27 protein-coding genes are annotated in these 26,854 nt (G+C 61.7%); 14 read left to right on the top strand and 13 right to left on the bottom strand.

Annotated elements, in window-relative coordinates:
- Positions 1–166: 166 nt before the first annotated feature.
- Positions 167–3,091 carry a TonB-dependent receptor domain-containing protein gene (locus tag O2N64_RS13405; RefSeq protein WP_271078084.1) on the top strand — a complete coding sequence of 975 codons (2,925 nt, stop codon included), beginning with the start codon at positions 167–169 and terminating at the stop codon, positions 3,089–3,091.
- A 154-nt stretch (positions 3,092–3,245) separates the two neighbouring features.
- Here O2N64_RS13405 and O2N64_RS13400 read toward each other — a convergent pair whose 3' ends face one another.
- The 4 genes from O2N64_RS13400 to O2N64_RS13385 all read right to left on the bottom strand — a co-directional run bounded on the left by O2N64_RS13400 (position 3,246) and on the right by O2N64_RS13385 (position 7,115).
- Complete coding sequence (locus O2N64_RS13400; RefSeq protein ID WP_271078083.1) at positions 3,246–4,172, bottom strand: class I SAM-dependent methyltransferase; 927 nt, start codon at positions 4,170–4,172, stop codon at positions 3,246–3,248.
- Positions 4,169–5,881, bottom strand: a complete 1,713-nt coding sequence (locus O2N64_RS13395) for a 2OG-Fe(II) oxygenase family protein (protein WP_271078082.1) — start codon at positions 5,879–5,881, stop codon at positions 4,169–4,171. The genes O2N64_RS13400 and O2N64_RS13395 overlap by 4 nt, the downstream gene beginning before the upstream one ends.
- Positions 5,863–6,597, bottom strand: a complete 735-nt coding sequence (locus O2N64_RS13390; protein WP_271078081.1) for a 2OG-Fe(II) oxygenase — start codon at positions 6,595–6,597, stop codon at positions 5,863–5,865. The genes O2N64_RS13395 and O2N64_RS13390 overlap by 19 nt, the downstream gene beginning before the upstream one ends.
- A 200-nt stretch (positions 6,598–6,797) precedes the next feature.
- The gene (locus tag O2N64_RS13385; protein WP_271078080.1) at positions 6,798–7,115 is read right to left on the bottom strand and encodes a UrcA family protein; all 318 of its coding nucleotides are present in this window, start codon (positions 7,113–7,115) and stop codon (positions 6,798–6,800) included.
- A gap of 292 nt (positions 7,116–7,407) precedes the next feature.
- Between O2N64_RS13385 and O2N64_RS13380 the strand changes: the two genes are divergently transcribed.
- Positions 7,408–8,208 carry an outer membrane protein assembly factor BamD gene (locus tag O2N64_RS13380; RefSeq protein ID WP_271078079.1) on the top strand — a complete coding sequence of 267 codons (801 nt, stop codon included), beginning with the start codon at positions 7,408–7,410 and terminating at the stop codon, positions 8,206–8,208.
- On the opposite strand, the gene O2N64_RS13375 is transcribed toward O2N64_RS13380, so the two are convergent.
- On the bottom strand, positions 8,205–8,534 hold the full coding sequence (locus O2N64_RS13375; protein ID WP_271078078.1) for a PilZ domain-containing protein: 330 nt from the start codon (positions 8,532–8,534) through the stop codon (positions 8,205–8,207). The genes O2N64_RS13380 and O2N64_RS13375 overlap by 4 nt on opposite strands.
- Before the next feature lie 68 nt (positions 8,535–8,602).
- Complete coding sequence (locus O2N64_RS13370) at positions 8,603–8,950, bottom strand: PilZ domain-containing protein (RefSeq protein ID WP_271078077.1); 348 nt, start codon at positions 8,948–8,950, stop codon at positions 8,603–8,605.
- A gap of 140 nt (positions 8,951–9,090) precedes the next feature.
- On the opposite strand from O2N64_RS13370, the gene recN reads away from it, so the two are divergent.
- From recN to O2N64_RS13345, 5 genes are all read left to right on the top strand, one after another.
- Positions 9,091–10,755: a DNA repair protein RecN gene (gene recN / locus O2N64_RS13365; protein ID WP_271079666.1), complete on the top strand. Its 1,665-nt coding sequence runs from the start codon at positions 9,091–9,093 to the stop codon at positions 10,753–10,755.
- A complete protein-coding gene (locus O2N64_RS13360; RefSeq protein ID WP_271078076.1) occupies positions 10,752–11,129 on the top strand; it encodes a putative quinol monooxygenase in 378 nt (125 codons plus the stop codon). Before recN ends, O2N64_RS13360 begins: the two co-directional genes overlap by 4 nt.
- A 31-nt stretch (positions 11,130–11,160) precedes the next feature.
- Complete coding sequence (gene ligA, locus O2N64_RS13355) at positions 11,161–13,182, top strand: NAD-dependent DNA ligase LigA (protein ID WP_442866757.1); 2,022 nt, start codon at positions 11,161–11,163, stop codon at positions 13,180–13,182.
- Positions 13,183–13,274: 92 nt separating this feature from the next.
- Entirely contained in the window at positions 13,275–13,628 is a 354-nt protein-coding gene (locus tag O2N64_RS13350; protein WP_271078074.1) for a YciI family protein, read from the top strand.
- Positions 13,625–14,830 carry an RNA polymerase sigma factor gene (locus O2N64_RS13345; RefSeq protein ID WP_271078073.1) on the top strand — a complete coding sequence of 402 codons (1,206 nt, stop codon included), beginning with the start codon at positions 13,625–13,627 and terminating at the stop codon, positions 14,828–14,830. Before O2N64_RS13350 ends, O2N64_RS13345 begins: the two co-directional genes overlap by 4 nt.
- On the opposite strand, the gene O2N64_RS13340 is transcribed toward O2N64_RS13345, so the two are convergent.
- From O2N64_RS13340 to O2N64_RS13320, 5 genes are all read right to left on the bottom strand, one after another.
- Positions 14,827–15,498 carry an SDR family oxidoreductase gene (locus tag O2N64_RS13340; RefSeq protein WP_271078072.1) on the bottom strand — a complete coding sequence of 224 codons (672 nt, stop codon included), beginning with the start codon at positions 15,496–15,498 and terminating at the stop codon, positions 14,827–14,829. The two genes, O2N64_RS13345 and O2N64_RS13340, sit on opposite strands and share 4 nt — an antisense overlap.
- Positions 15,499–15,572: 74 nt before the next feature.
- On the bottom strand, positions 15,573–16,292 hold the full coding sequence (locus tag O2N64_RS13335; protein WP_271078071.1) for a DUF2459 domain-containing protein: 720 nt from the start codon (positions 16,290–16,292) through the stop codon (positions 15,573–15,575).
- The gene (locus tag O2N64_RS13330; protein WP_271078070.1) at positions 16,265–17,170 is read right to left on the bottom strand and encodes a 50S ribosomal protein L11 methyltransferase; all 906 of its coding nucleotides are present in this window, start codon (positions 17,168–17,170) and stop codon (positions 16,265–16,267) included. The genes O2N64_RS13335 and O2N64_RS13330 overlap by 28 nt, the downstream gene beginning before the upstream one ends.
- Positions 17,167–18,063 carry a subclass B3 metallo-beta-lactamase gene (bla, locus tag O2N64_RS13325; RefSeq protein ID WP_271078069.1) on the bottom strand — a complete coding sequence of 299 codons (897 nt, stop codon included), beginning with the start codon at positions 18,061–18,063 and terminating at the stop codon, positions 17,167–17,169. The genes O2N64_RS13330 and bla overlap by 4 nt, the downstream gene beginning before the upstream one ends.
- The gene (locus O2N64_RS13320) at positions 18,053–18,763 is read right to left on the bottom strand and encodes an SDR family NAD(P)-dependent oxidoreductase (RefSeq protein WP_271078068.1); all 711 of its coding nucleotides are present in this window, start codon (positions 18,761–18,763) and stop codon (positions 18,053–18,055) included. Before O2N64_RS13320 ends, bla begins: the two co-directional genes overlap by 11 nt.
- Positions 18,764–18,909: 146 nt before the next feature.
- Here O2N64_RS13320 and sdhC point away from each other — a divergent pair, with 146 nt between their 5' ends.
- The 7 genes from sdhC to O2N64_RS13285 all read left to right on the top strand — a co-directional run bounded on the left by sdhC (position 18,910) and on the right by O2N64_RS13285 (position 24,950).
- Positions 18,910–19,290, top strand: a complete 381-nt coding sequence (gene sdhC / locus O2N64_RS13315; RefSeq protein WP_271078067.1) for a succinate dehydrogenase, cytochrome b556 subunit — start codon at positions 18,910–18,912, stop codon at positions 19,288–19,290.
- Positions 19,291–19,299: 9 nt separating this feature from the next.
- Positions 19,300–19,689, top strand: coding sequence for a succinate dehydrogenase, hydrophobic membrane anchor protein (gene sdhD / locus O2N64_RS13310; protein ID WP_271078066.1), 390 nt, complete (start codon positions 19,300–19,302; stop codon positions 19,687–19,689).
- Positions 19,689–21,533 (top strand): succinate dehydrogenase flavoprotein subunit, encoded by a 1,845-nt coding sequence (gene sdhA / locus O2N64_RS13305; RefSeq protein WP_271078065.1) that lies wholly within the window; start codon positions 19,689–19,691, stop codon positions 21,531–21,533. Before sdhD ends, sdhA begins: the two co-directional genes overlap by 1 nt.
- A 22-nt stretch (positions 21,534–21,555) precedes the next feature.
- Complete coding sequence (locus O2N64_RS13300; protein ID WP_271078064.1) at positions 21,556–22,302, top strand: hypothetical protein; 747 nt, start codon at positions 21,556–21,558, stop codon at positions 22,300–22,302.
- Positions 22,303–22,403: 101 nt separating this feature from the next.
- Entirely contained in the window at positions 22,404–23,717 is a 1,314-nt protein-coding gene (locus O2N64_RS13295; protein ID WP_271078063.1) for a M20/M25/M40 family metallo-hydrolase, read from the top strand.
- Positions 23,717–24,106 (top strand): hypothetical protein, encoded by a 390-nt coding sequence (locus O2N64_RS13290; protein WP_271078062.1) that lies wholly within the window; start codon positions 23,717–23,719, stop codon positions 24,104–24,106. Before O2N64_RS13295 ends, O2N64_RS13290 begins: the two co-directional genes overlap by 1 nt.
- 121 nt (positions 24,107–24,227) lie before the next feature.
- On the top strand, positions 24,228–24,950 hold the full coding sequence (locus O2N64_RS13285) for a polysaccharide biosynthesis/export family protein (RefSeq protein WP_271078061.1): 723 nt from the start codon (positions 24,228–24,230) through the stop codon (positions 24,948–24,950).
- Positions 24,951–24,985: 35 nt separating this feature from the next.
- Here the strand turns inward: O2N64_RS13285 and O2N64_RS13280 are convergent, their stop codons facing one another.
- Both O2N64_RS13280 and O2N64_RS13275 read right to left on the bottom strand, forming a co-directional pair.
- The gene (locus O2N64_RS13280; protein WP_271078060.1) at positions 24,986–25,633 is read right to left on the bottom strand and encodes a peptidylprolyl isomerase; all 648 of its coding nucleotides are present in this window, start codon (positions 25,631–25,633) and stop codon (positions 24,986–24,988) included.
- Positions 25,634–25,672: 39 nt separating this feature from the next.
- Complete coding sequence (locus tag O2N64_RS13275) at positions 25,673–26,839, bottom strand: alpha-hydroxy acid oxidase (RefSeq protein WP_271078059.1); 1,167 nt, start codon at positions 26,837–26,839, stop codon at positions 25,673–25,675.
- Between the last annotated feature and the right edge of the window lie 15 nt (positions 26,840–26,854).

Genomic DNA, 26,854 nt, shown 5'->3' with positions numbered 1-26,854 from the left:
TTCGTCGCGTATGAAACTTGTGCGCTCTGAGATTGTGCGTTGCGATCCGAAATGCTTTGGGGCTTTGTCAGGAAGGAGGATTTAGGTAGCCAGGCCATTACGATGGGAAAACCCGCGGTCCGGTGCCTCTTTCCAGCAGTTTCTCCCACTTACCAGGAGTACTTGAATGTTTAATCGTAAAACCAAGGCTTCGCTGCTTGCGTCGTCGGTGATCTTCGGATCGCTCGTCGCAGCGCCTGCGATGGCCCAAGATGGTTCTGAAGACGAGCAGGTCCAGACTGACGAGCGTATCGTCGTCACCGGCACGCGTATTCAGCGCCGCAACGTCGAAACCGCAGCTCCGGTTGCCGTTGTCGACAGTGAAGAATTCTCGCTGGCTGGTGCCGTCAACGTTGAAAACGTCGTCAACACGCTGCCGCAGGTTGTTCCGGGCATCACGTCCTTCTCGAACAACCCGGGTAACGGCACCGCATCGCTGAACCTTCGTGGTCTCGGCGCAACCCGTACCATGCTGCTGGTCAACGGCCGCCGCTGGATGTTCTACGATACAAACCAGATCGTCGACCTCAACACGATCCCGCAGTTCCTGCTGGAATCGGTTGACGTTGTGACCGGTGGTGCTTCGGCCGTTTACGGTTCGGACGCTCTTGCTGGTGTTGTGAACTTCCGTCTTCGTGATCTCGATGGCGCCGAAATCGGTGGCCAGTACTCGATCACCGAGCGTGGCGATGCCGATCGCTGGCAGGTTCACGGTGCTATCGGCACCGATTTCGCCGGTGGCCGCGGTAACGTGACCGTCTTCGGTGAATACTACAATCGTGAAGACGTCTTCCAGGGCGACCGCGAATTCTCGAACTTCGCTCTGGGTGGTTCGCCGCTGCAGCAGCTGGGTTCGTCGCTTCCGCCGGAAACGCGTCTTGCCTATCGTGGTGACGGTGATGACACCGGCACTTCGTTCGAAAACAATGGTCTCGCCATCTTCGGTTCGCCGGGCTCGCTGCGTGACTATCGTACCCCGGGTGACTTCTATAACTACGCTCCGGTAAACTACCTGCAGCTTCCGCAGGAACGTTACCTCCTGGGTGGTTATGCAAGCTACGAAGTGGCTTCGGCTCTCGAACTTTACACGGAAGTGACCTACGTCAACAACCGTGTGGACTCCGAGCTGGCTCCGACGCCGATCCTCGTGAACACCTTCCTCGACATCGACTCGCTGGTAGCCAATGGCTTCATCGATGCGGCTACGGAAGCTGAATTCCGTGCGCTGGACGACAGCGAAACTGGTGCAGACCAGAGCAATGGCCTGATCGACGTTCAGGTTCGTCGTCGTCTGGAAGAAGCTGGCGGTCGTCGTAACCTCGACGAGCGTAACTCCTTCCGCGTTCTCGCTGGTGCTCGCGGTGATATCACCGACTTCCTGAGCTACGACACGTACTACATGTACTCGCGTACGCGTAACGCCAACATCCAGCAGGGTAACGCTTCCGTTTCGCGTTTCACCGCTGCGATCAACGGCACGGGTGATGAGCAGATCAACATCTTCGGTGCAGGTACCCTGACGCCGGACATGGTCGATGTGTTCCGCATCCAGGCCCAGAACGGAGACATTTCCGACCTGCAGGTCGCAAGTGCTGCACTCTCGGGTTCGTTCGGCGATTTCTCGCTTGGTGTTGCAGAGCCGGTTGCTTTCGCTCTCGGTGCTGAATACCGCGAAGTGAACTCGCGCTTCATTCCTGACGAATTCCTCGCTTCGGGCGACGTTGCGGGCTTCAACGCCGGTGAGCCGACCGAAGGTGGTTACAACGTTCGGGAACTGTTTGCCGAGCTTAACGTGCCTTTCGAAACCGAAAGTGGCATGCGCTTCGAAGCCAACGGTGCAGTGCGCTACTCGGACTACTCGCTCGACACTGTCGGTGGCGTGTGGACCTATGCTGGCGGCCTGCAGTTCCAGCCGATCGAAGACATCCGTTTCCGTGCGCAGTACCAGCGTGCAGTTCGTGCCCCGAACGTGGGTGAGCTGTTCCAGGGTTCGGCCATCGGCTTCCCGGGTGCCAACGATCCGTGTGCGACTGTTGCTGCAAGCTCCGGTACGCTGCGTTCGCTCTGCTCGCAGAACGGCGTTCCGACCGACCTGCTTGACGATCTGGGATCCAACAATCCGCAGGACGTTACCGATGCGCAGAACATCATCCAGCCTGACGGCCAGATCGCTGCTCTGTTCGGTGGTAACCCGAACCTGGCAGAAGAAACGTCTGACTCGTGGACCTTCGGTGTTGTGCTGCAGCCCCGTGCGATCCCGGGCCTGACGATCACGGCTGACTACTTCGACATCACTGTTGAAGATGCGATCACCACGATCAGCCTGCAGACGGCTCTGGACCTGTGCTTCAACGACGTTCAGGATCTCGGCGCACCGCAGTGTGCTGGTTTCACCGGTCGTCGTGACTCGACTGGTTCGTTTGGTCGTCCGCCGCAGCCGACCCCGAACCTTGGTGGTGCGAACATCGCAGCACTGAATGTTTCGGGTATCGACCTTCAGGTCAACTACGGCATTGACCTCGGCTTCTCGCTGCTGGGCAATGGCGCTTCCGATCTGGACCTGTCGTTCCTCGGCACCTGGACCGAAGCATCGAACTTTGCACCGGATCAGTCCGATCCGAGCAATGTCGACACCTGTGCAGGTGAATTCGGCCTGACCTGTGGTGAGCCGACCCCGTCCTTCAAGTGGACGGCTCGTGCGAACTACATCGATGGTCCGCTGACCTTCTCGACCCGCTGGCGTCACCTGTCGGCTGTCGATGATGACGATCCAGGCACGGATTACTTCGTTGAACGTATCGGCGCATACGATCTTATCGATCTGACGCTGTCGTACGACTTCAACGAGATGATCACCTTCACGGCTGGCGTGAACAACGTGTTCGACACACTGCCGAGCACGCCTCAGTTCGACGCTGCTGGCACTGTCATCAACGACACGAACACCCTGCTTCTGGGTGACTTCAACAACGCTGAGCAGATGAACACCTACCCGTCGACCTACGACGTGCTGGGTCGTGACTTCTTCGCATCGGTCGTGGTTCGCTTCTAAGCTGACCTGACCGAGCGAAAGCTCACCAAGAAAATGGGCGGGGGACCTTCGGGTCTCCCGCCTTTTTCTTTGCGCGCAGCTGATGATTGAACAGGTGGCACACGCACGCTTTCGGGCGCGCTGCCGCGCTGTCATCCCACAGGATGACCGAGGATCAGCTGTTCAGCGAATATACGTGAAAAGTTGCGAAGGGATCGGGTGATCGTCCGTCCGTCAGCATGGCTTCCTGATTATAGGTGAAGCCTGCATCTTCTAGGACCTTGGCGAATTGATCGCCATCGCTGGCAACAGCTGCAGCACGTTCGAGAGAGGCGATACGACCCAGTTCGTTGCGCGCCTGCGCCTCGATATCATCCAGCACCCCCATGACCTGATCGGGCGTGTCGTTTTTGCCGAGATGAAGCGTCTGCCGGACCGCTTCGGCGATTTCCCATGCAGCGGATCCCTGACCATGCGCAGCGATCCCTTTCTGCGGCGCATCGGTGAGCGTCTGCGGCACAGCGGTAATTCCTGCGCCGCGCAGCCCGAGGCTCTTCTTCGCGATTGAAATGAGATCATTATCATCGATCGCCCACACGATTTGCTCGCGGCGCTTGCGATTGTGGGCAACGATAGGACCACTCACGCGGTGCGTGACAAGTCCGATCTTCCCGCCCGGTGCCAGCACACGCGCAGCTTCGCGTGCGCTTGCTTCGATATCGCCATATTCGAAACCGAACTGGCTGGTGATCGCGGCAAAGTGATCATCGGCGAAGGGCAAGTCGGCAATGTCGATCCCGCCACGAAGAGTAATCCCCTTTGGCGCAGCGGGCAGGGCGGTTGCGCGGTCTACACCTGTCAGATTGAGATCGCGGCGTTGCTCCATGATCTGCTGCAAAACGACCCCACCGCCCGTCGCCAGGTCGAGGACTTTTGCGCCCTTGGGAAGCGAGCGGGTGAAGCTCTGCCAGACGCGTTTCTGCGTGTCGGCGATACCTTGCCAACCGCTGGGAAGGCAGCCGATGCCGTCCTGCGAGCGGCCGGCGCGGTCTTGCCGCTCCCAGAAAGTATTCCAAGCTTCGCTGTCCTGTGACCCTGTCATGCCGCATCACTAGGCGCGGTGACATCGAATGCAACCGTCATCCGCCGCCCGCCAGCGAAGGGCCGCGTGCCATGGTACAGCGTGCTCGGGAACAGGGCGAGAAAACCCTCACGCGGCTCCAACGCTGTGATCGCGTCCAGCTCGACATGCATTTTTGCAGGAGGGCGACCGAGTTCGATCCAGCCCGCCCGCTCTGTGCCGGAGCCATCGCGCATTTCAGGTGGAAGCTCGCAGTACAGGGCGGAGGAAACAATGCCTTCCGGGTGGAGGTGGGCCGTGTGGTGATCCCCGCCGCCGTCCAGCCTGACCGACCAGGAACTGGTGATGGCCCAAGGCTTGTCGCGATGGCGAAGCAAGGGATGCGCCGGATCGGCACTCGGCAGTTTGCTGCGATAGGTCTCAAGCGCGGCGGTCAGGCAATCGTGCAGCCGCCTTAGCTCCGGCTCTGGCCGACGGAAGAGGATGCCGCGCGTCTGCGTTCCGCCCCGCAGGCTCTGCCCGAGCGGAAAGGCAGAGCTGTCATGCAGGCGATGGAGCAGCGGAACGGCGTCTGCCAAGACTTGCTTGGCATCCGGCAGCTCCACCAGTTGTACGAGCCCTTCCTGCCCATGCAGCCAGTCCGCGCGCTCGTCTCCCTGAAGGCGCCAGAGCAAGTCGCGCGCTGCCCAGCCTGCGATATCTCCGGGCCTTTCTTCCAGCAGTTGGTCGAGAAGCTTAGCCGCGCGATCGCATTCGCCAGTTTGCAGCCGGAACCGCGCCTCCATCAGCCATCGTGCGGGGTCTTGCTGGGTGAGGGCGGAGTATCGCGCATCGGCCCGATCGGTTTCGCCCAGATATCCGGCGAGGGTCGCTGTGCGCAGCCTGAATTGCGGTAAATCGGGGAAGGCGCGCTCCGCCTTCTTCGATATCGCCAGCGCATCGGCGAACCGGTCGTGCTGTTCAAGCATATCGACATGCGCCTGCGGTATCGAGGGATCATCAGGCCGCTGGGTGGCTGCGGTGGCGAAGTGATCGTCGAAGTCGTGCTCACCACTGCCGACACGCAATTGGGCGAGCGCCCGTAGCGCGGCAATCCAGTGCGAGGCCTGCGCCACCAATTGCTCGGCTAGGCCGCGCGCCTCATCGCGCCGCCCCGCTGCATCGAGCGCTTCGACATAGCCGAGCCATGCATCGGGATCGCCCTTGTTGGCATCGAGCGTCGCCTCGAACCGCGCGACCGCATCACTGTCGCCGCGCTCCAGCGCCACGCGTGCCCGGCCGTGAAGGGCGCGAGGCTGTCCGGGCGCTGCGGCAAGGCAGAGATCGTACCAGCGCTGTGCCTCTGCAAGATCGCCCGAACTGCGCGCAGCATTGGCGCGGGCAGAGCAATAGCGCGGATCGCGTGAGCAGTGCTCTTCATGGCGTTCCAAGACCGCGATAGCTTCTTGGAAGCGGCCGAGTGCCGTCAGTGCGATCGAAAGATTGATAGCAAAATCAGAATTTTCACCATCAAGCTTCACAGCATTTGCGAAATGCCTGGCCGCTTTCTCCGGATCGCCTGCGCGCATCGCGAAGTCGCCGGCACTGTTGGCCAGGGGACCGCTTTCGGGATGTTCGGCAACGCCGCGCTCGAGCTCTTCCAATGCAGCATCGGCGCGCCCCTCTTGCGCCAAAGCATGCGCGCGTGAGCGATATTGTGTCGCCGAAAGGCTCACCGATCCCGCAGCCATCCACTGATCGCATAGCGCCCCTTGGGCGCGAATGGCGGGACATAGGTAACGGCGTGATCCTGCGGCACGGCGAAGAGGTTCAGCGTGTTGAATTGCGGCTTGAAGCCCACTTCGACATTGCCTGCCTCGTCGAAGAAAGTGAGGTAACCGCCCCAATCGGGATGCCAGTTATCGATCGTCAGATTGAGGACGTAAGCGATGCGCCAGCCTTCGGCGACATGACTGTCGTTATGCCGACCGAGAAAATGCTGCGCGGCAAAGCAGCTGGCATGCGCATCGGCTTTCATAAGCTCGGAAATCCCGGTGATCTCGCGCATGAAGCCGAGGAATTCTTCCGCGTTCAGATGCTCGAGCAAGACCGCGTAAGGCCCGTCTTCGTCCCAGCCCTTCTGCAGCCCTTCCACCATGGAATACCGCAGCGCGCGATAAGCATAATCTCCTTTTGCCGCGGCCTGATCGGTCTCCCGGCCCATTTCCATCGCCTGCTGCTGGATCGCCTGGTCCTTGAGTTCTGCGGGGCGAAAATTGCGTGGCTTTCCGGTCGCTCCTGCTTGCAACGCAATTCCCCATTCGGTTTGCGTCTGCATGATCGTGCGCAGTTCCAACGCGGTCTCCCGCGTCAGGATATCGCGCACCTGCATGCGCTTGTGGACCGCAAATTCCTTTGCGAGTGCTGCGCGATCGAGATCGGGATTGAGCTCAAAAAGCTTCTTCATCGTGGCAAGTTCTATAGAAAGCGTGGGCTAAGAGTGCCAGCCCCACCAATCGCCGATGTGCAAAGAAAATCGGGGCCCCGCCGACACGCGAACTTCGTCGCGGTGTGGAGGAACCCCGAGAACAGGCCTTGATCTGGAATTTGCTTTTGGACGCCCCGCCTTACCCAACGGGAAAGCACATCAAGGCCAACATTCGCGCATCAGATCCGCGTGGATGTCATCGGTGCGGATGCGAATTCGCGTTCGAAGCTCTGCAGCTTTTCATAGTAGCAGGCGCGCGCCTCGGCTGTCGGCAAAGTGCTGCCGGTCACGCGGATATCCATGCCGCACACCTCTTTCGCAGCATCACGCAGGCGGACATGCAGCGTATCGCGGCCTTGCTCTGTCGAGAGGTCCAAATCGCTATATTCGACATAGACCGTCACGGTCTCACCCGGATCCTGCGCAGTGGCTGGCGTTGCCAATGCTGCTGCGGCGATCATTGCGGCTGCGAAGCCGCCCTTCCAAGACATATTCATCGTCACCTCCATCGTCGCGCCGGCCCGGTTGGTTTGGGGGGTGGCCGGGGCGATGTATGATGGATAGCGAGCGAGCTGCGGAAAGGATTGCGAAGCTCGACAGGGACTCGCAAAGTCTCGACCAAGTGGATTTCGAGCCGACAATCGGGCAACCGCTGCCGACAAATGTCGAGATGCTTTCATCGGCAACCAAACAGGCACTAAGAACCGGAAAATGCCGCCGATGGGGAAATTGCGCGAACGGCCCGCTACTTCACTTGGCGTTCAGGCCGGCTCTAGCTATAGGCGAGGCATGAGCGTTACCAAACCCGTCCGCGCTGCGCTGGTTGCAGCTGTATCTTCCCTCGTTCTGACCGGCTGCGCAGGCGGCAGTGCGAATGAGCCGAATGACCTCGCCTATGTCGCGCGGGACGTGGAATCGCTCTACAATGCGGCCAAGCAACGCCTCGATCGCGGTGATCTGACAATAGCCGCCGCCCTGTTCGACGAGGTGGAGCGCCAGCACCCTTATTCGCCCTGGGCACGCCGTGCGCAGCTGATGAGCGCATTCAGCTATTACGCCGCCCGCGAGTATAATCAGGCGATCCGCTCTGCCGCGCGATTCCTTTCGATTCACCCGGGTAACCGCGATGCGCCCTATGCCTATTACCTGATCGCGCTCAGCTATTACGAGCAGATCAGCGATGTGGAGCGTGATCAGGCGATCACCCGGCAGGCGCTCGCTGCGCTCAATGAAATCGTTCGCCGCTATCCGGATAGTCCTTACGCTGCCGATGCGCGGGTGAAGATCGATCTGGTCAATGATCACCTTGCAGGCAAAGAAATGGAAATCGGTCGCTTTTACGAGCGCACTGGCCAGTGGCTTGCCGCGCAGCTGCGCTTCCAGAATGTGATCGACGATTACCAGACCACCAGCCACGCTCCCGAAGCGCTTTATCGCCTGGTCGAAACCAGCCTTGCGATTGGCGTGCCTGAAGAGGCGCAGCGCTACGCTGCGGTCCTCGGCGCCAATTATCCGGGCAATGAGTGGTATGAGCGCGCCTATGAGCTGATGCAGGAGCACCAGCCGGAACGTGTCGCTTCGGGCGGCTAAGCGACTTTCGCCTGCGCGGGCTCTTCGCTCCGCGCGGCAGTAATAATTTCCGTCAACTCGCCTTGATGAAGCGGCTGCGTCAATCGCAGTCCGGCGCATTCGTCCCGCGTCCAGCGAATTCTCGCTGCGAAGCAATGGCCTTCGGTCGTGGTCAGCGTGACCTCGTCACCGACTTCAAGCTGCGCATCGGCCAGATTACTGATCCGCGCGCCGTCCTGTGAGAGCTCGATAAGCAAGCACGGTTTCGCGCGCGCGCCCGTGCTTTTCAATTTGGACGGGCTGCGCAAAGCGAAGCGTTGATGAGCCCTGATTGTGAGCACCGCCATGGTGCAATCCCCCTGAAACGAGGGGCCATTCCGTCATAAATTGGTTAAGAAACGCTAAGCGGCGCGCTTTAGGAGGCGTATTGGAGCTCTGGCTCTTCAGCCGCCAACTTCCGGCAGGCCAACCAATCGGTCAGCTCCTGCAACCTCAGCGCTTCCTCAAACCGCAGGCCTGCAATCGCCTCGCGCGTCCAGCGGACCCGGGCCTTGCGGCTTTTCCCGCAGGGCGTCGTTACGGTGACAATATCGCCGGGTTCATAGGCATCGCATTCCAATTGGCTGACGCGGGCATATTCCTGCGAAATCTCGATCAGCAGGCCAGCGGCCTTGGCTGCGTCTGCCAGCATATCGGCAGGTTGAAGCTCTATCGGAAGATTGTGTGCGTAGCGGCGATGCGCTCGCGCAAAGAATTGCGCCATTCGACCCGTCCCGTATTCTCGACCCCTGTATTTTAGTTATCCACAGATTACCGGATGAAACGATTCGAGTCGAATCGGTGATAGCCTGCGACGTGCGTTGCACGCTGGCAGGCAGCGTCGTAATGACCGATGAACACATCATGCTGACCACGCTTTCCATCCGCAATATCGTGCTGATCGACGCGCTCGACCTAGAGTTCGGGCGCGGTCTCGGCGTGCTGACGGGGGAGACGGGCGCGGGTAAATCCATCCTGCTCGATGCTTTGGGGCTTGTGCTGGGTGCGCGGGCGGACAGCGCATTGGTCCGCGCCGGAGAAGAGCAGGCGAGTGTCTCCGCCAGCTTCGAATTTGGCGTGATGCCGGTTACAATCACCGATGCGCTGCAAGATGCAGAGGTGGAGTTGGAGCCGGGCGAACCGCTGATCATCCGTCGCCGGTTGAAGGCCGATGGTGGCAGCAAGGCCTGGGTGAATGACCAACCGGTGGGCGTCGCGCTGCTGAGGCAATTGGCTGGCGCGCTGGTGGAACTGCACGGCCAGCACGATGATCGCGGTCTGGTCAATCCGAAGGGGCACCGCGACCTGCTCGATCGCTATGCCGGTGCCGACGTTTCAAAAGTCTCTGCTGCGTGGAGCGCGTGGCATGCGGCGCGCAAGGCGCTGGAAGCTGCGCAGGCGGACATCGAGCAGGCGAGGGCGGATCAGGACCTGCTGCTCGCGCATCTATCCGAACTCACAAATATCGAGCCGGTCGAAGGCGAAGAAGAACAACTCGCCGGGGCGCGCTCGGACATGCAGAAGGGCGAGAAGCTGGCGGGCGACCTTGAGGAGCTCCGGCTCGTCTGGGACGGGTCCGAGGCACCGCTCGCCCGGCTGCGCAGCGCGGCGCGCAAGCTCGACCGGATAGCGCCCGAACATCCTCTGCTGGCCGATGCTCTGGCGAGCCTCGACCGCGCGGTGATCGAAGCGGGCGAAGCGGAGGAGAAGTTGGAAGCCGCCGCCGAAGCGCTGACGCACGACCCGCTGGAGCTCGACCGGATCGAAACACGTCTGTTCGAACTGCGCGCGCTCGCCCGCAAGCACGATTGCCAGGTGGACGACCTGCCCGAAGTGATGCGGACCCTGCGCGCAAAGCTCGATGCGATCGAACAGGGCGATGCCGATCTCGCCGATCTGGAGAAGGCGGAGAAAGCAGCGGGCGAAACCTATCGCAAGGCGGCGGAGGCCCTGCACGAAGCACGCGTCAAAGCAGGCGGAAAGCTGGACAAGGCAGTCGCAGCAGAACTCGCGCCGCTCAAACTCGATGCCGCGCGTTTCCAGACTTCGGTCGCCGTGCTGCCCGAAGAACGCTGGGGGGCGAGCGGCATGGACGCGGTCGAATTCCTGATCGCCACCAATCCGGGCGCGGACTTTGCGCCGCTCAACAAGATTGCATCGGGCGGCGAACTGTCGCGGTTCATCCTGGCGCTGAAAGTGGCGCTGGCAGAGCAGGGCGGCGCGGCGACGGTGATCTTCGACGAAATCGACCGCGGCGTCGGCGGCGCGGTGGCAAGCGCGATTGGCGAGAGGCTGGCGCGGCTGGCAAGCGATGGGCAGTTGCTTGCCGTGACCCACTCACCCCAAGTCGCGGCACGTGGTTCGACCCACTATTTGATCGCGAAATCGTCCAGCGGGACTGTGACGAAGACGTCCGTTGCAAGGCTCGATGCTGAAGGTCGGCAGGAAGAAATCGCGCGGATGCTGTCCGGTGCCGAGGTTACGCCAGAGGCAAGGGCACAGGCGGATCGCCTGCTGGAGGGCGTGTGATCGAGCGACGCGAATTCATCGGCGCTGCCGCAATCGGGCTGCTGGGCGCTTGTACGACATTTGAAACGGGAATGAGCGAGATGGAAGAAGCCTACGGCGTGATCGGACAGATGATGACGGCCAGTGGCAAGCGCGCCGAGGTGATTGCCGCGCTGCTTGCAGGGACACGGGACATGCCGGGCAACATCGCCTATCTGATCGCGGAAGATCTCGCCGACCCCAATGCGATCTGGATCACCGAGGTTTGGCGCACCAGGACCGATCACGAGAACAGCTTGCAGCTTCCGCAGGTGCAGGCGGCAATCGCCGCTGCCCGGCCGCATATCGCGGGATTCGGAACGCGCGCGGAAACGCGGCCCATTACCCGTGCCTGACATCACCGAAGCCGAAGCCGCCAATGAGCTGATGCGGCTCGCCAAGGCTATCGCGAAGCACAACGCACTCTACCATGCCGAGGATGCGCCCGAGATTTCGGATGCGGAGTATGATGCGCTCGTGCGGCGCAATGCGGAGTTGGAAGAGCAATTCCCGCATCTGGTGCGTGAGGATTCGCCGTCCAAGCAGGTCGGCGCCGCGGTCGCGGCATCGCCGCTGTCCAAGGTGACGCATGATGTGCGGATGCTCAGCCTCGACAATGCTTTCGATGATGCAGAAGTGGCCGATTTTGCGGCGCGGGTGCGGCGGTTTCTCTCGCTTGGCGAGGATGAGCCGGTGGCTTTCACCGCAGAGGACAAGATCGACGGGCTTTCCTGCTCGCTGCGCTATGAGAATGGCGAACTGGTGCTCGCGGCGACGCGTGGCGACGGATCGGTGGGCGAGAATGTCACCGCCAATGTCCGTCACATCTCCGATATTCCGGAGCGGCTGGAGGGCGACAATGTACCCGAGCTCTTCGAAATTCGCGGCGAGGTTTACATGGCCAAGGCCGATTTCGCCGCGCTGAATGCTGCGCAGGAAGAAGCTGGGGCCAAGATCTTCGCCAATCCGCGCAATGCCGCCGCCGGATCGCTGCGCCAGAAGGATGCGAGCGTCACTGCGCAGCGGCCGCTCAAATTCTGGGCGCACGGCTGGGGCGCGCATTCCGAAGTTCCGGGCGAAACGCAGGCCGAAGTGGTGCGCGCTATCGAAAGCTGGGGCGTGCCGGTCAGTCCGCTGTTCACCCGCGTGGAGAGCGTCGAGGCGATGCTCGCCCATTATCGTGAGATCGAAAAAGCGCGGGCGGATTTGCCCTATGATATCGACGGTGTCGTCTACAAGGTGGACCGGCTCGATTACCAGCAGCGGCTCGGCTTCGTGGCGAAGGCTCCGCGCTGGGCGCTGGCGCATAAATTCCCCGCTGAGCAGGCGCAAACGACGCTCGAGGCGATCGATATCCAGATCGGGCGAACGGGCAAGCTGACACCTGTCGGCAGGCTCAAGCCGGTGACGGTGGGCGGTGTGACCGTCACCAATGTCACGCTCCACAATCGCGACGAGATCGCGCGGCTTGGCGTGCGGCCGGGGGACCGGATCGTGGTGCAGCGCGCGGGCGACGTGATCCCGCAGGTGGTCGAGAATTTGACGCGCGACGAGGATCGCCCTGCGTTCGATTTCCCCGATCACTGTCCCGAATGCGGCAGCGAGGCGGTGAGCGAGGAAGGCGAAGTCGATGTCCGCTGCACCGGTGGCCTGATCTGCCCCGCGCAGCGCACCGAGCGCCTCAAGCATTTCGTCAGCCGCGGTGCGCTCGATATCGAAGGTCTGGGCGAGAAGACCATCGACCAGTTCTTCGCGCTTGGTTGGCTGGAAAGCCCCGCCGATATTTTCCGCCTGAAGAACCGCCGCGAGGAGATACTGGCGCTGGAGGGCTGGAAGGATAAGTCTGTCGATAATCTGTTGGCTTCTGTGGAAAGCAAACGCCAGCCGGACGCAGCTCGCCTGCTCTTCGGCCTCGGCATCCGCCATATCGGCGCGGTGACGGCGCGCGATTTACTCAAATATTTCCACGAGTTGCCCGTCCTGCGCGAGACAGCCGAAAAGGCGCGCTCGGGCGACGAGGAAGCGGCCACTGCACTCACCAGCATCGATGGGATCGGCTCAGCCGTGGTGGAAGCGCTGGGCGACTTCTTCCACGAGGATCACAATGTCACCGTGTGGGAGAATATCCTCTCCGAGGTCTCGCCGCCGCGCTACGAGGTCGAAACGCTCGACAGTCCCGTCGCTGGCAAGACGGTGGTGTTCACCGGCAAGTTCGAAACCATGAGCCGCGATGAAGCCAAGGCGCAGGCCGAACGGCTGGGCGCAAAGGCCAGCGGATCAGTCAGCGCGAAGACCGACCTTCTCGTCGCCGGGCCCGGCGCAGGCAGTAAGCTGAAGAAGGCCGAAGAGCTGGGTATCGAGGTTATCGACGAGGCGGGCTGGGCGGAAATCGTGGCCGCCGCGCAGTAATTTTTTCGGGCCTTTGTCGAATCCCGCTTGGCAGCGGCGTCTTCCTTGCAGAACCTCGCCAATTCCGGTGCGGTCGATAATGGAGGAAGTCGATGCAGTATGTTCTTTTGATCCATGAGGAAGAGAGCTTCTACGAAGGCGCAGAGGGCGCGCAGCAGATGGAGGAGACAGTTGCCAAGCATCAGGCGATGATTGGCAGGCTGGTGGCTGAGGGAGTCGAATTCAGCGGCAATCGCTTGCAGCCGGGCAGCACGGCGACAACGATCCGTTGGGACGACGGCGAGCATGCCCTGCATGATGGCCCGTTCGCGGAAACGCATGAGGAATTGGGCGGCTATTACGTGATCGACGTGGCCGATCTCGATGCGGCGCTCGAATGGGCGAAGCAGATCCCCATCCCCGGCAAGGGTGCGGTCGAAGTCCGGCCCGTCTTCGTCGAAGGTTGACGCTCGCAGTCGAGATCGCTGAGGCCCGACCGCGCGTCATCGCGGCGCTCGCCACGCGCTTTCGCGATCTCGACACCGCCGAAGATGCCTTTGCCGCAGCCTGCGAGGCGCTGCTGGCACAAGGGCAGCAGGCGCCGGACAATGTGGCCGGGTGGCTCTACCGTGTGGCTCTGCGCAAAGCGGTGGATACGAAGCGCAAGGCGGGGCGGGAGCGCGCAGCAAGCGAAGCGGCAGCGATCATGAGCGAACAGCACACTATCATCACATTGCCCGATCCGATCCCGGATGAGCGGCTGAAACTGCTGTTCGTCTGCTGCCACCCTGCGCTTGCGCCCGAAGCACGGGTGGCGATGGCGCTGAAGGTGGTCTGCGGGACGGAAGTGGAGGATATCGCGCGCGCTTTCGCCGTATCGGTGCCCACGATGTACCAGCGCATTACCCGCGCCAAGGCGAAGATCGCCGCGGCGAATATCCCGTTCGAATTGCCGCATCGCCGCGAATGGCCATCGCGCATCGCTTCGGTTCTGGGCGCGCTGGAAGTCAGCTATTTGCAAACCTATGGCCCTGAAGAGGGTGCTGATCGCAGCGGCGTTGCGGCAGACGTGCTTTCGCTCGCGCAGATGCTCTGCGAGCTGTTGCCGGACGATTCCGAAGCGAAAGGCTTTTGCGCACTCCTCCTGATTACCGGCGCGCGGCTTCCGGCCCGATTGGATGATGACGGCGCGATGGTCCCCCTGTCACGGCAGGACACCAGCCGCTGGGACCATGCGATGATCGAGCAAGGACGTATCTTGCTCGATGAGGCGGCGCTGGTGAATCGACCGGGCCCTTACCAGGTGCTCGCGGCCATCCAGCTCACCCACAGCGCGCGGCTGGCGGGTGGCGAAGTCAATTGGGAAGCGATTGCCGAGCTTTACGATGCATTGCTGGTCATGCGACCCGGGCCGATTGTCGCAATCAACCGGTCACTGGCAGTGGCTGAAGTGGAAGGCGCGGCAGCAGGCCTGGAGACGCTCGATGCGATCGACGTTTCCCGCCTTACAGAACACCGCCCGCTTTGCGTTGCGCGGGCACGCTTGCTCGAAAAATCAGGGAAGGCAGCTGCCGCCAAGGCCATGGTGGAGAAAGCCTTGGCCGCCGATCCGCCGCCGCCCGAGAAATTGTTCCTCGAACGGTGGCGGGATCGTATTTCTGCGGTTTAGTCGTTCGGCATGATGTGCACTTCGCGGACTGCCGCCGTTTCCGGCTGGCTCAGCGCGAAAACCACGGCATTGGCGACATCCTCGGGCTGGATCTTGCTCGGCTTCGGCTCGTCGAAGAAAGGCGTATCGACCATGCCGGGTGAAATGACGGTGCAGCGGCCCTGCCATTCGCGCATTTCCTCTGCCAGATTGCCGGCAAAGCCATGCACGAACCACTTGGTGGCTGAATAGATTGAGCCCTTGAAATGCTCGCGCCCTGCCTTGGAGCCGGTGACGATGAAGTGCCCCTTGGTCTTCTTCAGATGCGGCAGCGTTGCATGCGCGGCGTAGAGGACGGCGAGGATGTTGATGTGGATCATGTCATGCCATTCATCCGGATCGCCGTTCTCGACGCCGGGGTGCTCCACACCGGTTCCGGCATTGGCGAAAACGCCGTCCAGCGTGCCGAATTTCTCGACCGTGGCGTTCACCGCGTCAGTCAACTGGTCGCGCTTGGTGACATCGGTGGGGAGGGCGATCGCAGAATCGCCGATCTCGGCAGCGAGGGCATTCAGCTTGTCTTCCGAGCGGGCGAGCAATGCGACGTTCCAGCCAGCTTTTGCAGCGGCACGCGCAGTTGCGGCGCCGATGCCGGTGGATGCGCCCGTGATGAGGAGGGTCTTGGCCATGGATATTCTCTTTGATTGCGAGTGAGTGTTCGCATCGAGAATGAGTGAGGGCCTGCTGTAGTTCCTAACCTGGCTCAGGAACCTTGCTTTGCCGCAGGCGCAGGAATCCATTTCATCACGCCGCCCGCCATCGGGGTCCACAGGCCCATAGGAATGCCTGCCTCAGCCAGTTGCGCGCCGACCCATGTGTTGCATGTCATGCCCATCGTGTACTCGCCCAGCGCCTCATAATAGGCATCATCGGCATAGGTGCCGGTGAGGATTTCGCGTTCGCCTGCGGACATTTCCGGCAGGTGCGATTCGATCGCGCCGATGAGGCGGGCGTATTGCTCGCGGCTGATGGTGAGCGGGCGGTGATATTCGCTGGGGGCAGGGCGCACGTAATGGCTCACCCGGACGAGCGAGTCCCCGCCAACCGTAGCAATGCGCAGGGCCGTTGCCGCTTCAAGATCGCCCCATGTCGGCACGTTGAGGAAGACCTCGCGCTCTCCGTAGCCGATGGCGAGGTGGGTCGGCGGTCCATAGGGGGTGGGGAGCGAAGCGCTGGGAAAAGTCTCGCGCCAGTCCTTCTGATCGGTGACCACAGGCACGACGATGGATGTGTGGGTGCCATTCGTCTCGACCATGATGTCGACGCCGTCTGCTGGCGGTGCCCAATCTGCATTTTGCGGGATCGAGCTGCCCACCCACGCAGCGACCGGATAGCCGACCACCACCATGGCCAGCATGGCGAACAGGCCCAGCGCGACGCGAAGCGCGTAGCGGCCTAGGTGGAACTGTTCTGCTTTAGCCATAGGATCGACCAGTCCCCTGCCGTCAGCTGGTCATGCAGCTCGCATCCGGCCTCGCGATAGGCTTTGGTTACATCGGCCTCCTGCGTGGTCAACAGGCCGGATAGCAGGATGTCCCCGCCCGGTACGACAGCCCCGGCAAAGTCCTGCGCCATGTCGATCAGCGGTGCCGCGAGGATATTGGCGATCAGCAGGTCGAACGGCGCTGCGGCATGCAATGCGGGATCGTCCATACCGTCCGCCACCAACATGGTGAGTGTGCCTTTGCCGCTGCCCACCGCGATGCCGTTGCGCTCGGCATTGTCGATGACGGCCGGCTCGCAGACCGGATCGATGTCGGATGCAGTGGCTATGGTCTGGGGCCACAGGTGCAGCGCTCCAAAGGCAAGCAAGCCTGTCCCTGTGCCGATGTCGGCAGTGCTTTTCGGTGAGAGGCCCTGCTGCTCCATCCTGTCGAGCATCACGAGGCAGCCCCATGTGGTCTCATGATGGCCGGTGCCGAAAGCCTGTGCTGCGGGGATGCAGAAATTGCGAATGCCTGCCTCATCGCTCGGCGGGTGATCGGGCGTGTGGACGTAGAACCGTCCGGCTGTGATCGGCTTCACCCCGCGCTGGCTTTCGGTGACCCAGTCGGTCTCGGGCAGCTCTTCTTCTTCGAGCTCGGGCGGATTTTCGCCGAACAGCGCAAGCACCGCGCGGCGCTGGCCGGTGCCCGGTGCATCCTCCAGATAGGCATCGAGCCGCCATGTTTCGGGCTCATCGGGATCGACCTCGAAACCGGTGAGCACGATATTGGCATCCCAGAACGGATCCTCATCGCGCGCCTCGAGCGCGGCTTCGACACGTTCTTTCGGAGCGATGGCGGAGAGTTTCCAGCTCATTGCTCCACCTCGCTAGCAAGCCGCGCCTCGAGCCGTTCGAGCCGATCAGCGGCGTAGGCAGCGCAGTCCATGCCGCTGGTGAGGTCGTCTGCCATCAGTTTCTGCCGCATACCGCTCGCCGAAGGGTGCGGAGTGATCAGGATATCGCAATCGAGCGCGGCGAGGCGCGCGATGCCGTCGCGGTAGGCCTGCACATATTCGGGGTGATCGGAAAAACGGTAATCGTCGGCACTGACAGCCGAGAGACTGTCTGCATAGACGATGGTCCGGCACAGATCGCCCTCGCAGCTTTCCCACTGCCAGGTGGTCGCGCCGGGCGTGTGGCCGGGTGTGGCAAAGGACCGAAGCTGCGTGGTCCCGACAGCCATGGCGTCGCCATCATCATGCACGAAATCCACGCGCACCGGGACAAAAGGATCATGCATGCCGTGCTGCGGATCGGCGGGATCGGAATTGCCCGTGCGCATGGCCTCAGCCCCCGCGGCGAGCGAGACGAGCGATGCACCGCTCAATTCCTGCAGATAGGCCATGCCGCCAACATGGTCGAAATGCTCATGGCTGTAGCCCAGCAGCAGGATGTCCTCCGGATTTACGCCAACACGCCGGATATTGCGCTCGACAATGCGGGCACCCGCCTCGGTGCCGCTATCGAGCAGCATATGGCCTTCGTCATCCACGATCAGGATTGCCGCTATGCCGCAGGTTCCGACGTAGTAGGTGTTGCCGAACATGCGGAAGGGATCGGCGGGCTTGTCCCACTCGTCCCATTCCTCGCAATCCTCGGTAAAGGTGATCTGCTCGTTCCAGACCCACTCTTCCTCCTGCGCGGGCATCGGTGTGGCAGCGCAGGCCGCGAGACACAGCGGAGCGGCAAAAAGCAGCTTAGCGGACAAAGCTCGCTCCATTCGCATCGATCACTGCGCCGGTCATGCTGGGGGGCGCGTCCATCGCGCAGAACACCGCTATGTCGGCAATTTCTTCCGGCTCGGCCACGCGGCCCAGCGGGATGTCGGCGAGCAGACCTTCGCCGCCCCGGCTTTCGAGATAGTCGCCCGCCATGCTGGTGTCGGTAAAGCCGGGACAGATGCAGTAGCTGAGGATGTTCTCGCTCGCATAGGCGCGGGCGATGGTCTTGTGCATGGCGACCATGCCGCCTTTTGCCGCAGCATAGTGCCAATGCGCCGGCGAATCGCCGCGATAGGCTGCGCGGCTGGCGATGTGCACCACGCGTCCCTTGCTCGCACGGTCTTGCCAGTGGCGCACGGCAAAGCGGCTCAATTGCGCTGCGGCGGTCAGGTTGATCCGCAAGGTATCCTCCCACCGGTCCAGCCATTCGATGTCGCTCGCATGCATCGGGTTTTGTTCGAACAGCCCGGCATTGTTGACGAGAACATCTATCCGCCCGTCGAGCCGATCGAGCGCTTCCTGCCACAGCATTTGCGCGGCCGGCGGATCGGCAAAATCGGCGGCTATCGTGCGATCGTCGATTGCGCGGGTGGCATGGCCGATGACGTTGCATCCGCGCTCCGTCAGCTGGTCCGCAATCGCCTGTCCGATACCCCGGCTGGTGCCTGTTACTAGTATATTGGTCATAGGCTTAGGTCATAGCGGGGTGCGGTTACCGGGGAAAGCCTCAGAAAAAGCGCAGAATACGGCTGAAGGTGCGCTTGTCTCACGCGCATGATCCGCTAAGTGGGTGCCAATGTTCGTAATGACGATTGTGTTGTCCGGGGAATACCATGGCTGAGCGTCCGCTTTCACCGCACCTTTCCATCTGGAAATGGGGCCCGCACATGGCGGTCTCTATCCTCCACCGCGTGACGGGTGATGGCATGGCCATTGTCGGCCTCTTCGTGCTGCTGTGGTGGCTGGGCGCGCTGGCGAGCGGCCCTGACTATTACGCCCAGTTTTCCGACTGGATGGGATCGCCCGTCGGCTACATCATCCTGATCGGTCTCACTTGGGCCTTCCTCAACCACGCATCGTCGGGCATCCGCCACTTCGTGCTGGATACCGGTGCGGGTTATGAGCTGGACACCAATCGCAATTTCTCTTGGGTTTCGATGCTGCTGCCGGTCGTGCTGACCGCCGCCATCTGGGCCTTCATCCTGCTGCGCTAGGACTGGATTATGGGTAACGGAACTTCCATCGGCCGCGTGCGCGGTCTCGGCTCGGCCCACGAAGGGCCGCATCACTGGCTGGTGCAGCGCTTCACTGCGGTCGGCAACCTCGTCACCGTGCTTTTCCTCGGCATTTCGCTCTTCATGCTGCCGAACCTCTCGTATGAGACGGTGAGCGGCTGGATCGCGGAGCCGGTACCTGCCTTCATGGTGGCGCTGCTGATCATCACGACATTCTGGCACGCACGGCTCGGCCTGCAGGTCCTGATCGAGGACTATGTGCACGAAGCGGGCAGCAAGTTCGCCGCCCTTCTCATTCTCAACCTTCTGACATTCGCAGGCGCCGGCTTCGGCCTGTTCTGCGTGGCGCGCCTTGCCTTTGGCGCAGGAGTAGCCTGATGGCCCGCACCGAAACTTTCGAAATCAACGGACGCGCTTATCCGATTATCGACCACACCTATGATGTGGTCGTGGTGGGCGCGGGCGGTTCCGGCCTTCGCGCGACCATGGGCGCGGCAGAGGCGGGCCTGCGGACGGCGAATATCTCCAAGGTGTTCCCGACCCGCAGCCACACCGTCGCAGCACAGGGCGGCATCGCTGCATCGCTGGGCAATAACACGCCCGATCACTGGTCCTGGCACATGTATGACACCGTGAAAGGTGCAGACTGGCTGGGTGACCAAGACGCGATCGAATATCTCGCACGCGAAGCTCCGCAGGCCGTGTATGAGCTGGAGCATGCCGGCGTTCCGTTCTCGCGCAACGAAGACGGCACGATCTACCAGCGTCCGTTCGGTGGCCACATGCAGAACATGGGTGAAGGCCCGCCGGTGCAGCGCACCTGCGCCGCGGCAGACCGTACCGGGCATGCGATGCTCCACGCGCTTTACCAGCAGAGCCTGAAGTATAGCGCCGATTTCTACATCGAATACTTCGCCATCGACCTCATCATGAAGGGTGAGGGCGCAGACCGCCGCTGTGTCGGCGTGATCGCCATGTGCATGGACGATGGCACGATCCACCGTTTCCGCTCGCACGGTGTCGTGCTGGCGACGGGCGGCTACGGCCGCTGCTACTTCACCGCGACATCCGCACACACCTGCACGGGCGACGGCGGTGGCATGGTGCTGCGCGCCGGCCTGCCGCTGCAGGACATGGAATTCGTCCAGTTCCACCCGACCGGCATTTACGGCGCGGGCGTGCTGATTACCGAAGGCGCACGCGGCGAGGGCGGCTACCTGACCAACTCCGAAGGCGAGCGGTTCATGGAACGCTACGCCCCGTCGGCCAAGGATCTCGCCAGCCGCGACGTGGTTTCCCGCTCGATGGCGCTGGAAATGCGCGAAGGGCGCGGCGTGGGTGACAATGGCGATCACATTCACCTGCACCTCGACCACATCGATCCCGCGGTTCTGGCAGAGCGCCTTCCGGGCATCACCGAAAGCGGCAAGATTTTCGCCGGGGTCGACCTGACCCGCCAGCCGCTGCCGGTCACCCCAACAGTGCATTACAACATGGGCGGCATCCCCTGTAACTATCACGGCGAAGTCGTGACCATCGGCCCCGATGGCAATCCGGATCACGTGGTGCCGGGCCTGTTCGCTGTGGGTGAAGCCGCCTGCGTCTCGGTCCATGGCGCGAACCGCCTTGGTTCCAACTCGCTGATCGATCTCGTGGTGTTCGGCCGCGCGACCGGCTTCCGCTTGAAGGAACTGATCACACCTGATCAGAGCCATGACGAGCTTCCTGCCGACAGCGCTGACATGGCCCTGACCCGCCTCGATCACTTCCGCCATGCAGATGGTGGCTCGAATACCTCCGAGATACGAAAGGAAATGCAGCAGACGATGCAGGCGCACGCCGCCGTGTTCCGCGACAGCGAACTGATGGCCGAAGGCGTGAAGAAGCTGACTGCGACGAACAAGCGCCTCGAGGACGTGAAAGTCCACGATCGCTCGCTCATCTGGAACAGCGACCTCATCGAAACGCTCGAGCTCGACAATCTGATGGCGCAGGCCTGCGTCACCATGTCGTCGGCAGAAAACCGCAAGGAAAGCCGCGGCGCCCACGCGCACGAAGACTTCCCGGACCGGAACGATGCCGAGTGGATGAAGCACACCGCCGCCTGGTTCGAAGGCTGGGGCGGCAAGGGCGGCGATGTCAAAATCGACTACCGCCCGGTCCACGAATACACACTGACCGACGACGCGGAATATATCGAGCCGAAGAAGCGGGTTTATTGAGGGGCTAGATGGCAAAAGCGCGATGATCACCCGCCGCACGGTGCTGTGGGTCGTCCCAGTCGCAATCAGCCTGACTCTCATAGCAATCGGGCTCACCTATCCCGTTTATACCGACTACGAAGCAGCGCGAAAGCTGAAGCTAAACGCGTGCTTGGACGAACCGCGCGCCAACGGTTCTCGTGTCGTAGATGGCTGGCACGAACGTCTACGTGCGCTCGAAACCTTGCGTCACCCATTGATGCAGACCGGTATCAGCGTGATCCTCGCCACGCTTACAGTGCTCGGACTGTCTCGTTTCTTCTACGACGCAGACCCCGGAGAGTGGCGGACGCCGAGCGAGCGATGGCAGTTTTTTGCGCTCGGCACGGGTGCGGTCGCTCTTTCGCTGATCTCGCAGCTTTACAGCTTGTCCTTGGATTTCAGACGCGGTGATTTTCCTTGGTGTGCGGACAGTATGGGCATTCCATTTTTTGGATTGCTATTCCTCTATCCGATCATGTGGCTCGTCTTTCTGGTCATCGGAGCAATTCTCGCATTTAAATTCGGTCGCCTTCCAGCCCGGCTGATGATCTGGAGAGATGATAAACCTTTGCTCTCAATCACGCTGACGATTGTATTCGGCGCGGCAGCGATTGGCATTGCCGTTCTGGGCATAGATTCGGCACGCTTTTCCGCATTCATCGGTACGCCAGCTGCCGTCGTTGCGATTTACCTCTTGGTCGCGACGCGCGCAGCGCTGCTTTCTCCGAAAATTTCGCCTGACGAGTAATTGAGAGGTGAAAGCTATCAAGGCTCGAGAACCTGGCTTTCGTAGTCAGACCGCATACACTGCTACTTGCAGGAGTTCGTCCCTCATGCGAGCTTAAGAAAATGACCAGATTTGTCTTAGCTAGCCTCGCTGCCCTCTCGCTCGCCTACGCCACGCCCGCGATGGCGCAGTTCTCGCCCGCTGAGGAGGCGATTACCGAAAGTGTGGTCGAGCATCACGAGGCCGACATCGCCCTGCTCGAGCGGATCGTGAATATCAATTCGGGCACCTACAATCTCGAAGGCGTGCGCGCGGTTGCCGATGTGCTTGCGCCGGAGTTCGAGGCGCTGGGGTTCGCAGTCGAATGGATCGATCAATCCGAAGCGGGCCGCGCGGGGCATCTGATCGCGCGGTGGGAAGGCGATTCCGACAATCCGAACATCCTGCTGATCGGCCATCTCGACACCGTGTTCGAGCCCGAGAGCCCGTTCCAGACCTTCAGCCGCGACGGCGATAACGCGATTGGCCCCGGCATTACCGACAATAAGGGCGGGATCATTGTCATCCTGTCTGCGCTGCGCGCGATGGTGGAATCGGGGACGATTCTCGGTGCCAACATCACCGTCATCCTGTCCGGCGACGAGGAGGACGCAGGCGAGCCGCTCTCCATTTCGCGCGAGCACCTTTATGCGCTTGGAGAATGGGCCGACATCGCGCTCGGCTTTGAGGGGCTCTCCGTCATCGATGGCCGTGATTATGGCGTGGTGGCGCGGCGCAGTTCCAACAGCTGGCAGCTCGAAACCACTGGCCAGTCCGGCCATTCCAGCGGCATCTTTCGCGAAAGCGTCGGCTACGGCGCGATTTACGAGATGACGCGCATTCTCGATGCCTTCCGTGTGCAATTGCCGGAAGAGAATTTGACCTACAATGTCGGCTTCATGGCAGGAGGAACGCCTGCGATGATGGGGGATGATCTGCTGTCTGCCAACACCAGCGGCAAGACCAATATCATCCCTTCTACCGCGGTGGCGCGCGGGGACATTCGCACACTATCCGTCGAGCAGTTCGACCGCACGGTCGCCGCCATGCAGGCCATCGTCGATGATAACCTGCCGGGGACGGACGCTACGATCACATTCGATACGGGCTATCCCGCCATGGCGCCCACCGATGGCAATCGCGCGCTTCTGGCGCAGCTGAATGAGATCAACGCCGATCTGGGGCTCGAGCCGATGGAGGAATTCCCGCCCTCTCGCCGCGGTGCAGCTGACATCAGCTTCGTCGCGCTGCTCGTGGATCAGGCGCTTGCCGGAATGGGGCCGAACGGTTCTGGCAGCCACGCGGCAGGCGAGTCCATCGATCTGACGAGCATCATCCGCCAGGCACAGCGCGCGGCCATCCTCATGTCGAGGCTATCGGACAATCCGCGTTTCTGATGAGGCACGTCCAGCTTTTGGTGCAGGCCATCTGGCTGGCCTGCGTGATCGGCATGCTGTGGTTCGCCTTTGCGCCTGCGGAGCAGGGCGGTCTGGGCGGAGCGGGCTTTCACGGCCTGGCATTTGCTGTGTTGGGTCTCCTCACGCCCTTTGCCTTCCCGCGGCTCAGCCTGTGGCTTATTTTGATCGGGCTTGTCGTGCTCGGTGGCGGTATCGAAGTGGTCCAGACCTACACCGGCATGGGCAGGGTGGGTGAATGGATCGATTTTTACATGGACGTGATCGCGGCGAGCTCCGGGATCATGGCTGCAATACTGCTGCAGGCCCTGTGGCATGAGCGTCGCCCTGAGGAGCCGGAGGTGGCCAGCGAATTCGACCGGTCAGCGTAAAATCCGTCTCCACCTGTCGCAAGAATATGGCCGTGCGATAAGCAAGGTCTTGCGGATTGCGGGCGAGTTCCATAGGCCCGCTTGAAGAAGGCGCGCCGCGCCTGTTGAAGAGGGTTGTCCTGTGCGTATCATTCGGAATTCCGCCATCATTGCTGCTGCCGGGTTGCTGGCCGCGTGCGGCTCTTCAGGCCCGATTGGCGAGGCACCTGGCGTGACCGTGGCACAGTCGGCTGTCATGCCGATGCCGGAAATCACTGATGTGATGCCCGATCCGCAAACGCAGTTGATTCGCCCGCTGGACGTCGTTCAGGTCGAGGTTTTCGGCATTCCCGAGCTCAGCCGCGAAGTCCAGGTCAGCGGCAATGGCATGATCGATTACCCGCTGATCGGCTCTGTCGAAGCGACCGGACGGACTACCGAAGAATTGTCCTTCGCGCTGGAGCAGCGGCTGCGTGACACTTATGTTCGTGAGCCCGATGTGACCTCGCGCATCACGGAACGCAGCACGACGCTGTTCACCGTAGGCGGCGAAGTCGCCCGCCCGGGGCGCTTCCCGATCGAAGGCCCGATCACTTTGATGGAAGCGGTCGCGATTGGTGGCGGCATGGATGAGTTCGCAAATGAGCAGGAAGTGCTCGTCTTCCGGACCGTGGGTGATGAACGCTATATCGGCGTCTACAACATGCAGGCGATCCAGCGCGGCAATTACGCCGATCCGCAGATTTATCCGAGCGACATCGTGATGGTCGGCGATTCGCCCGGGCGCCGCCGCATCCAGGATATCCTGAGCGTCGTATCCTCGCTGACTTCGCCGCTAATCCTTATCGAGCGCGTGCTTCGCTAATATTTGGCTAAATCGCCGAACGGGCCGCCGGAAGATCAGTCTTCCTGCTGTTCTTCCGCGCGCCTTGCTTCCACGATGACCACCGGCTCGGCCAGCATCTGGCCCTGCATCCAGCCCTCGCCGGCTTCCGGATCCACGGGGCTGGCGTGGATCGCCTCGACCACATCCATTCCGTCCACGACATAGCCGAAGACGGCGTAGCCATTGCGCCAGACAGGATTGTCCGCGCTCGGATTGGCATCAAGTCCGGTCTGATCGCCGAGCATGATCGAAAAATCGCCATTGGCTGTGCCGGGATCACCCATCGCCATGCTGAGCGCACCGCGCGTGTGGGACAGGCCGGTTTCGCTTGTGGGTTCGTGTTCAATTCCGGGCAGGACTCGCTCCGGGTCCCATTGCGTGCCGCCTTGGATCAGGCCGTTGGGCTGCTCGCCCCAGTCGAGTGGCATGGCGCGGTAGAACACCGTCCCGTCGAAACGATCCTCGTCGACATAACGCAGGAAATTGGCCGCGGTGATCGGAGCGCGTTCGGTCTCCAGCGCAATCGTGATCTCGCCAAGGGTCGTTTCCAGCACCACATTGGTCGTGGCGAACTCGGCCTCGGCCTCTGCATCCTGCGCAGCGGCTGGCGCGGCAAGGGGAGTGGCGCAAAGCAGGGCGGCGATAGTGAGATATTTGTTCATGGCAGCAATTGTGCCGTAGATGGTGTTGAAGTCCAGCCCCTAACGGCGTTTCAGCCGTTCGCGCGTCAGCTGGTCGATCCGATTGACGCCCATCAACTGCATCCCGCGGCGGATTTCTTCGCGCATGATCTGTATCGCCCGGTCGACGCCCGCTTCGCCTGCAGCGGCCAGAGCATAGAGATACATGCGCCCGCCGCTTGCCGCTTTCGCGCCTGTCGCCAGCGCTTTCAGGACGTGAGTTCCGCGACGCACGCCGCCATCGCAGATCACTTCCACCCGGTCTCCGACCGCTTCGACGATCTCTCCAAGCTGATCGAAAGGTGCGCGGCTGCCGTCCAATTGGCGGCCCCCGTGGTTGGAAACCATGATCGCATCGACGCCCATGTCCGCCGCGCGGCGTGCGTCGGCCACGGACATGATGCCCTTCAGGCAGAATGTGCCGCCCCAATCGTCTCGCAATTGCTCGGCGGCTTTCCAATTGAGGCCGGGATCGAGCATCGAATTGAAATAGTCCTGGATCGAAATCGCCTTGCCGCTGCCCGCATCGACATGGGTCGAAAGGTTGGGAAGGTCGAATTTCTCGCGAAAGAGGAAATTGAGCGCCCAGGACGGGTGGCGTGCGTACGACAGGATATTCGCAGGCGTCAGCCGTGGCGGGGTGGTGAAGCCACTGCGCTTGCATCGCTCCCGATTGCCCGAAACGATCGTATCGACGGTCAGCGTAATCGCATCGAATTTCGCATCGCGCGCTCTCTCGACCAGTGACGCGTTCAGCCCGCGATCGCGGTGGTAGTAGAATTGCAGCATCTTGGGGCCGCTCCAGCGCGATCCAACCTCTTCCATGCTCACGGTAGAGAGGCTGGAGATGCCGAACCACAATCCGTATTTCTCCGCCACCGCAGCAGTCGCCCGCTCGCCCTGCCAGTGAAAGATACGCTGCAATGCCGTGGGGCTGAGAATGAGCGGGAGCGCGCTTTCCCGCCCCATGATCGTGACCGATGTGTCGAGATCGTCGGCTCCGACAAGGACGTCCGGCACCAAGTCCACATCGTCGAAAGCGGCGGTATTGCGGGCAAGCGTCACCTCGTCATCGGCAGCGCCGTCGATGTAGTGAAACACGGGGAAGGGTAGGCGCCGCCGCGCCAGTTCCCGGAAGTCTGCGATATTGTGACAGTCGGCGAGCCGCCGGACTTTCCCGATCTTCATGCCGCCGGTCTAGCC

The sequence above is a fragment of the Aurantiacibacter sp. MUD61 genome, from assembly GCF_027912455.1.
Lineage (GTDB): Bacteria > Pseudomonadota > Alphaproteobacteria > Sphingomonadales > Sphingomonadaceae > Alteraurantiacibacter.
Note: the sequence above shows the minus strand (reverse complement) of the source record. Positions and strands in the feature narration are given on the sequence as shown.

Bases quoted from the DNA above. Each gene is read 5' to 3' on its own strand.
- O2N64_RS13295 (WP_271078063.1), top strand. From the start codon at position 22,404: ATGACCAGATTTGTCTTAGCTAGCCTCGCTGCCCTCTCGCTCGCCTAC.
- O2N64_RS13330 (WP_271078070.1), bottom strand. From the start codon at position 17,170: ATGAGCTGGAAACTCTCCGCCATCGCTCCGAAAGAACGTGTCGAAGCC.
- O2N64_RS13375 (WP_271078078.1), bottom strand. From the start codon at position 8,534: ATGGCGGTGCTCACAATCAGGGCTCATCAACGCTTCGCTTTGCGCAGC.
- O2N64_RS13370 (WP_271078077.1), bottom strand. From the start codon at position 8,950: ATGGCGCAATTCTTTGCGCGAGCGCATCGCCGCTACGCACACAATCTT.
- O2N64_RS13290 (WP_271078062.1), top strand. From the start codon at position 23,717: ATGAGGCACGTCCAGCTTTTGGTGCAGGCCATCTGGCTGGCCTGCGTG.
- O2N64_RS13405 (WP_271078084.1), top strand. From the start codon at position 167: ATGTTTAATCGTAAAACCAAGGCTTCGCTGCTTGCGTCGTCGGTGATC.
- sdhD (WP_271078066.1), top strand. From the start codon at position 19,300: ATGGGTAACGGAACTTCCATCGGCCGCGTGCGCGGTCTCGGCTCGGCC.
- O2N64_RS13385 (WP_271078080.1), bottom strand. From the start codon at position 7,115: ATGAATATGTCTTGGAAGGGCGGCTTCGCAGCCGCAATGATCGCCGCA.
- O2N64_RS13300 (WP_271078064.1), top strand. From the start codon at position 21,556: ATGATCACCCGCCGCACGGTGCTGTGGGTCGTCCCAGTCGCAATCAGC.
- O2N64_RS13395 (WP_271078082.1), bottom strand. From the start codon at position 5,881: ATGGCTGCGGGATCGGTGAGCCTTTCGGCGACACAATATCGCTCACGC.
- O2N64_RS13280 (WP_271078060.1), bottom strand. From the start codon at position 25,633: ATGAACAAATATCTCACTATCGCCGCCCTGCTTTGCGCCACTCCCCTT.
- sdhC (WP_271078067.1), top strand. From the start codon at position 18,910: ATGGCTGAGCGTCCGCTTTCACCGCACCTTTCCATCTGGAAATGGGGC.
- O2N64_RS13320 (WP_271078068.1), bottom strand. From the start codon at position 18,763: ATGACCAATATACTAGTAACAGGCACCAGCCGGGGTATCGGACAGGCG.
- ligA (WP_442866757.1), top strand. From the start codon at position 11,161: ATGCGGCTCGCCAAGGCTATCGCGAAGCACAACGCACTCTACCATGCC.
- O2N64_RS13390 (WP_271078081.1), bottom strand. From the start codon at position 6,597: ATGAAGAAGCTTTTTGAGCTCAATCCCGATCTCGATCGCGCAGCACTC.
- O2N64_RS13275 (WP_271078059.1), bottom strand. From the start codon at position 26,839: ATGAAGATCGGGAAAGTCCGGCGGCTCGCCGACTGTCACAATATCGCA.
- O2N64_RS13400 (WP_271078083.1), bottom strand. From the start codon at position 4,172: ATGACAGGGTCACAGGACAGCGAAGCTTGGAATACTTTCTGGGAGCGG.
- O2N64_RS13335 (WP_271078071.1), bottom strand. From the start codon at position 16,292: ATGGCTAAAGCAGAACAGTTCCACCTAGGCCGCTACGCGCTTCGCGTC.
- O2N64_RS13380 (WP_271078079.1), top strand. From the start codon at position 7,408: ATGAGCGTTACCAAACCCGTCCGCGCTGCGCTGGTTGCAGCTGTATCT.
- sdhA (WP_271078065.1), top strand. From the start codon at position 19,689: ATGGCCCGCACCGAAACTTTCGAAATCAACGGACGCGCTTATCCGATT.
- recN (WP_271079666.1), top strand. From the start codon at position 9,091: ATGCTGACCACGCTTTCCATCCGCAATATCGTGCTGATCGACGCGCTC.
- O2N64_RS13350 (WP_271078074.1), top strand. From the start codon at position 13,275: ATGCAGTATGTTCTTTTGATCCATGAGGAAGAGAGCTTCTACGAAGGC.
- O2N64_RS13340 (WP_271078072.1), bottom strand. From the start codon at position 15,498: ATGGCCAAGACCCTCCTCATCACGGGCGCATCCACCGGCATCGGCGCC.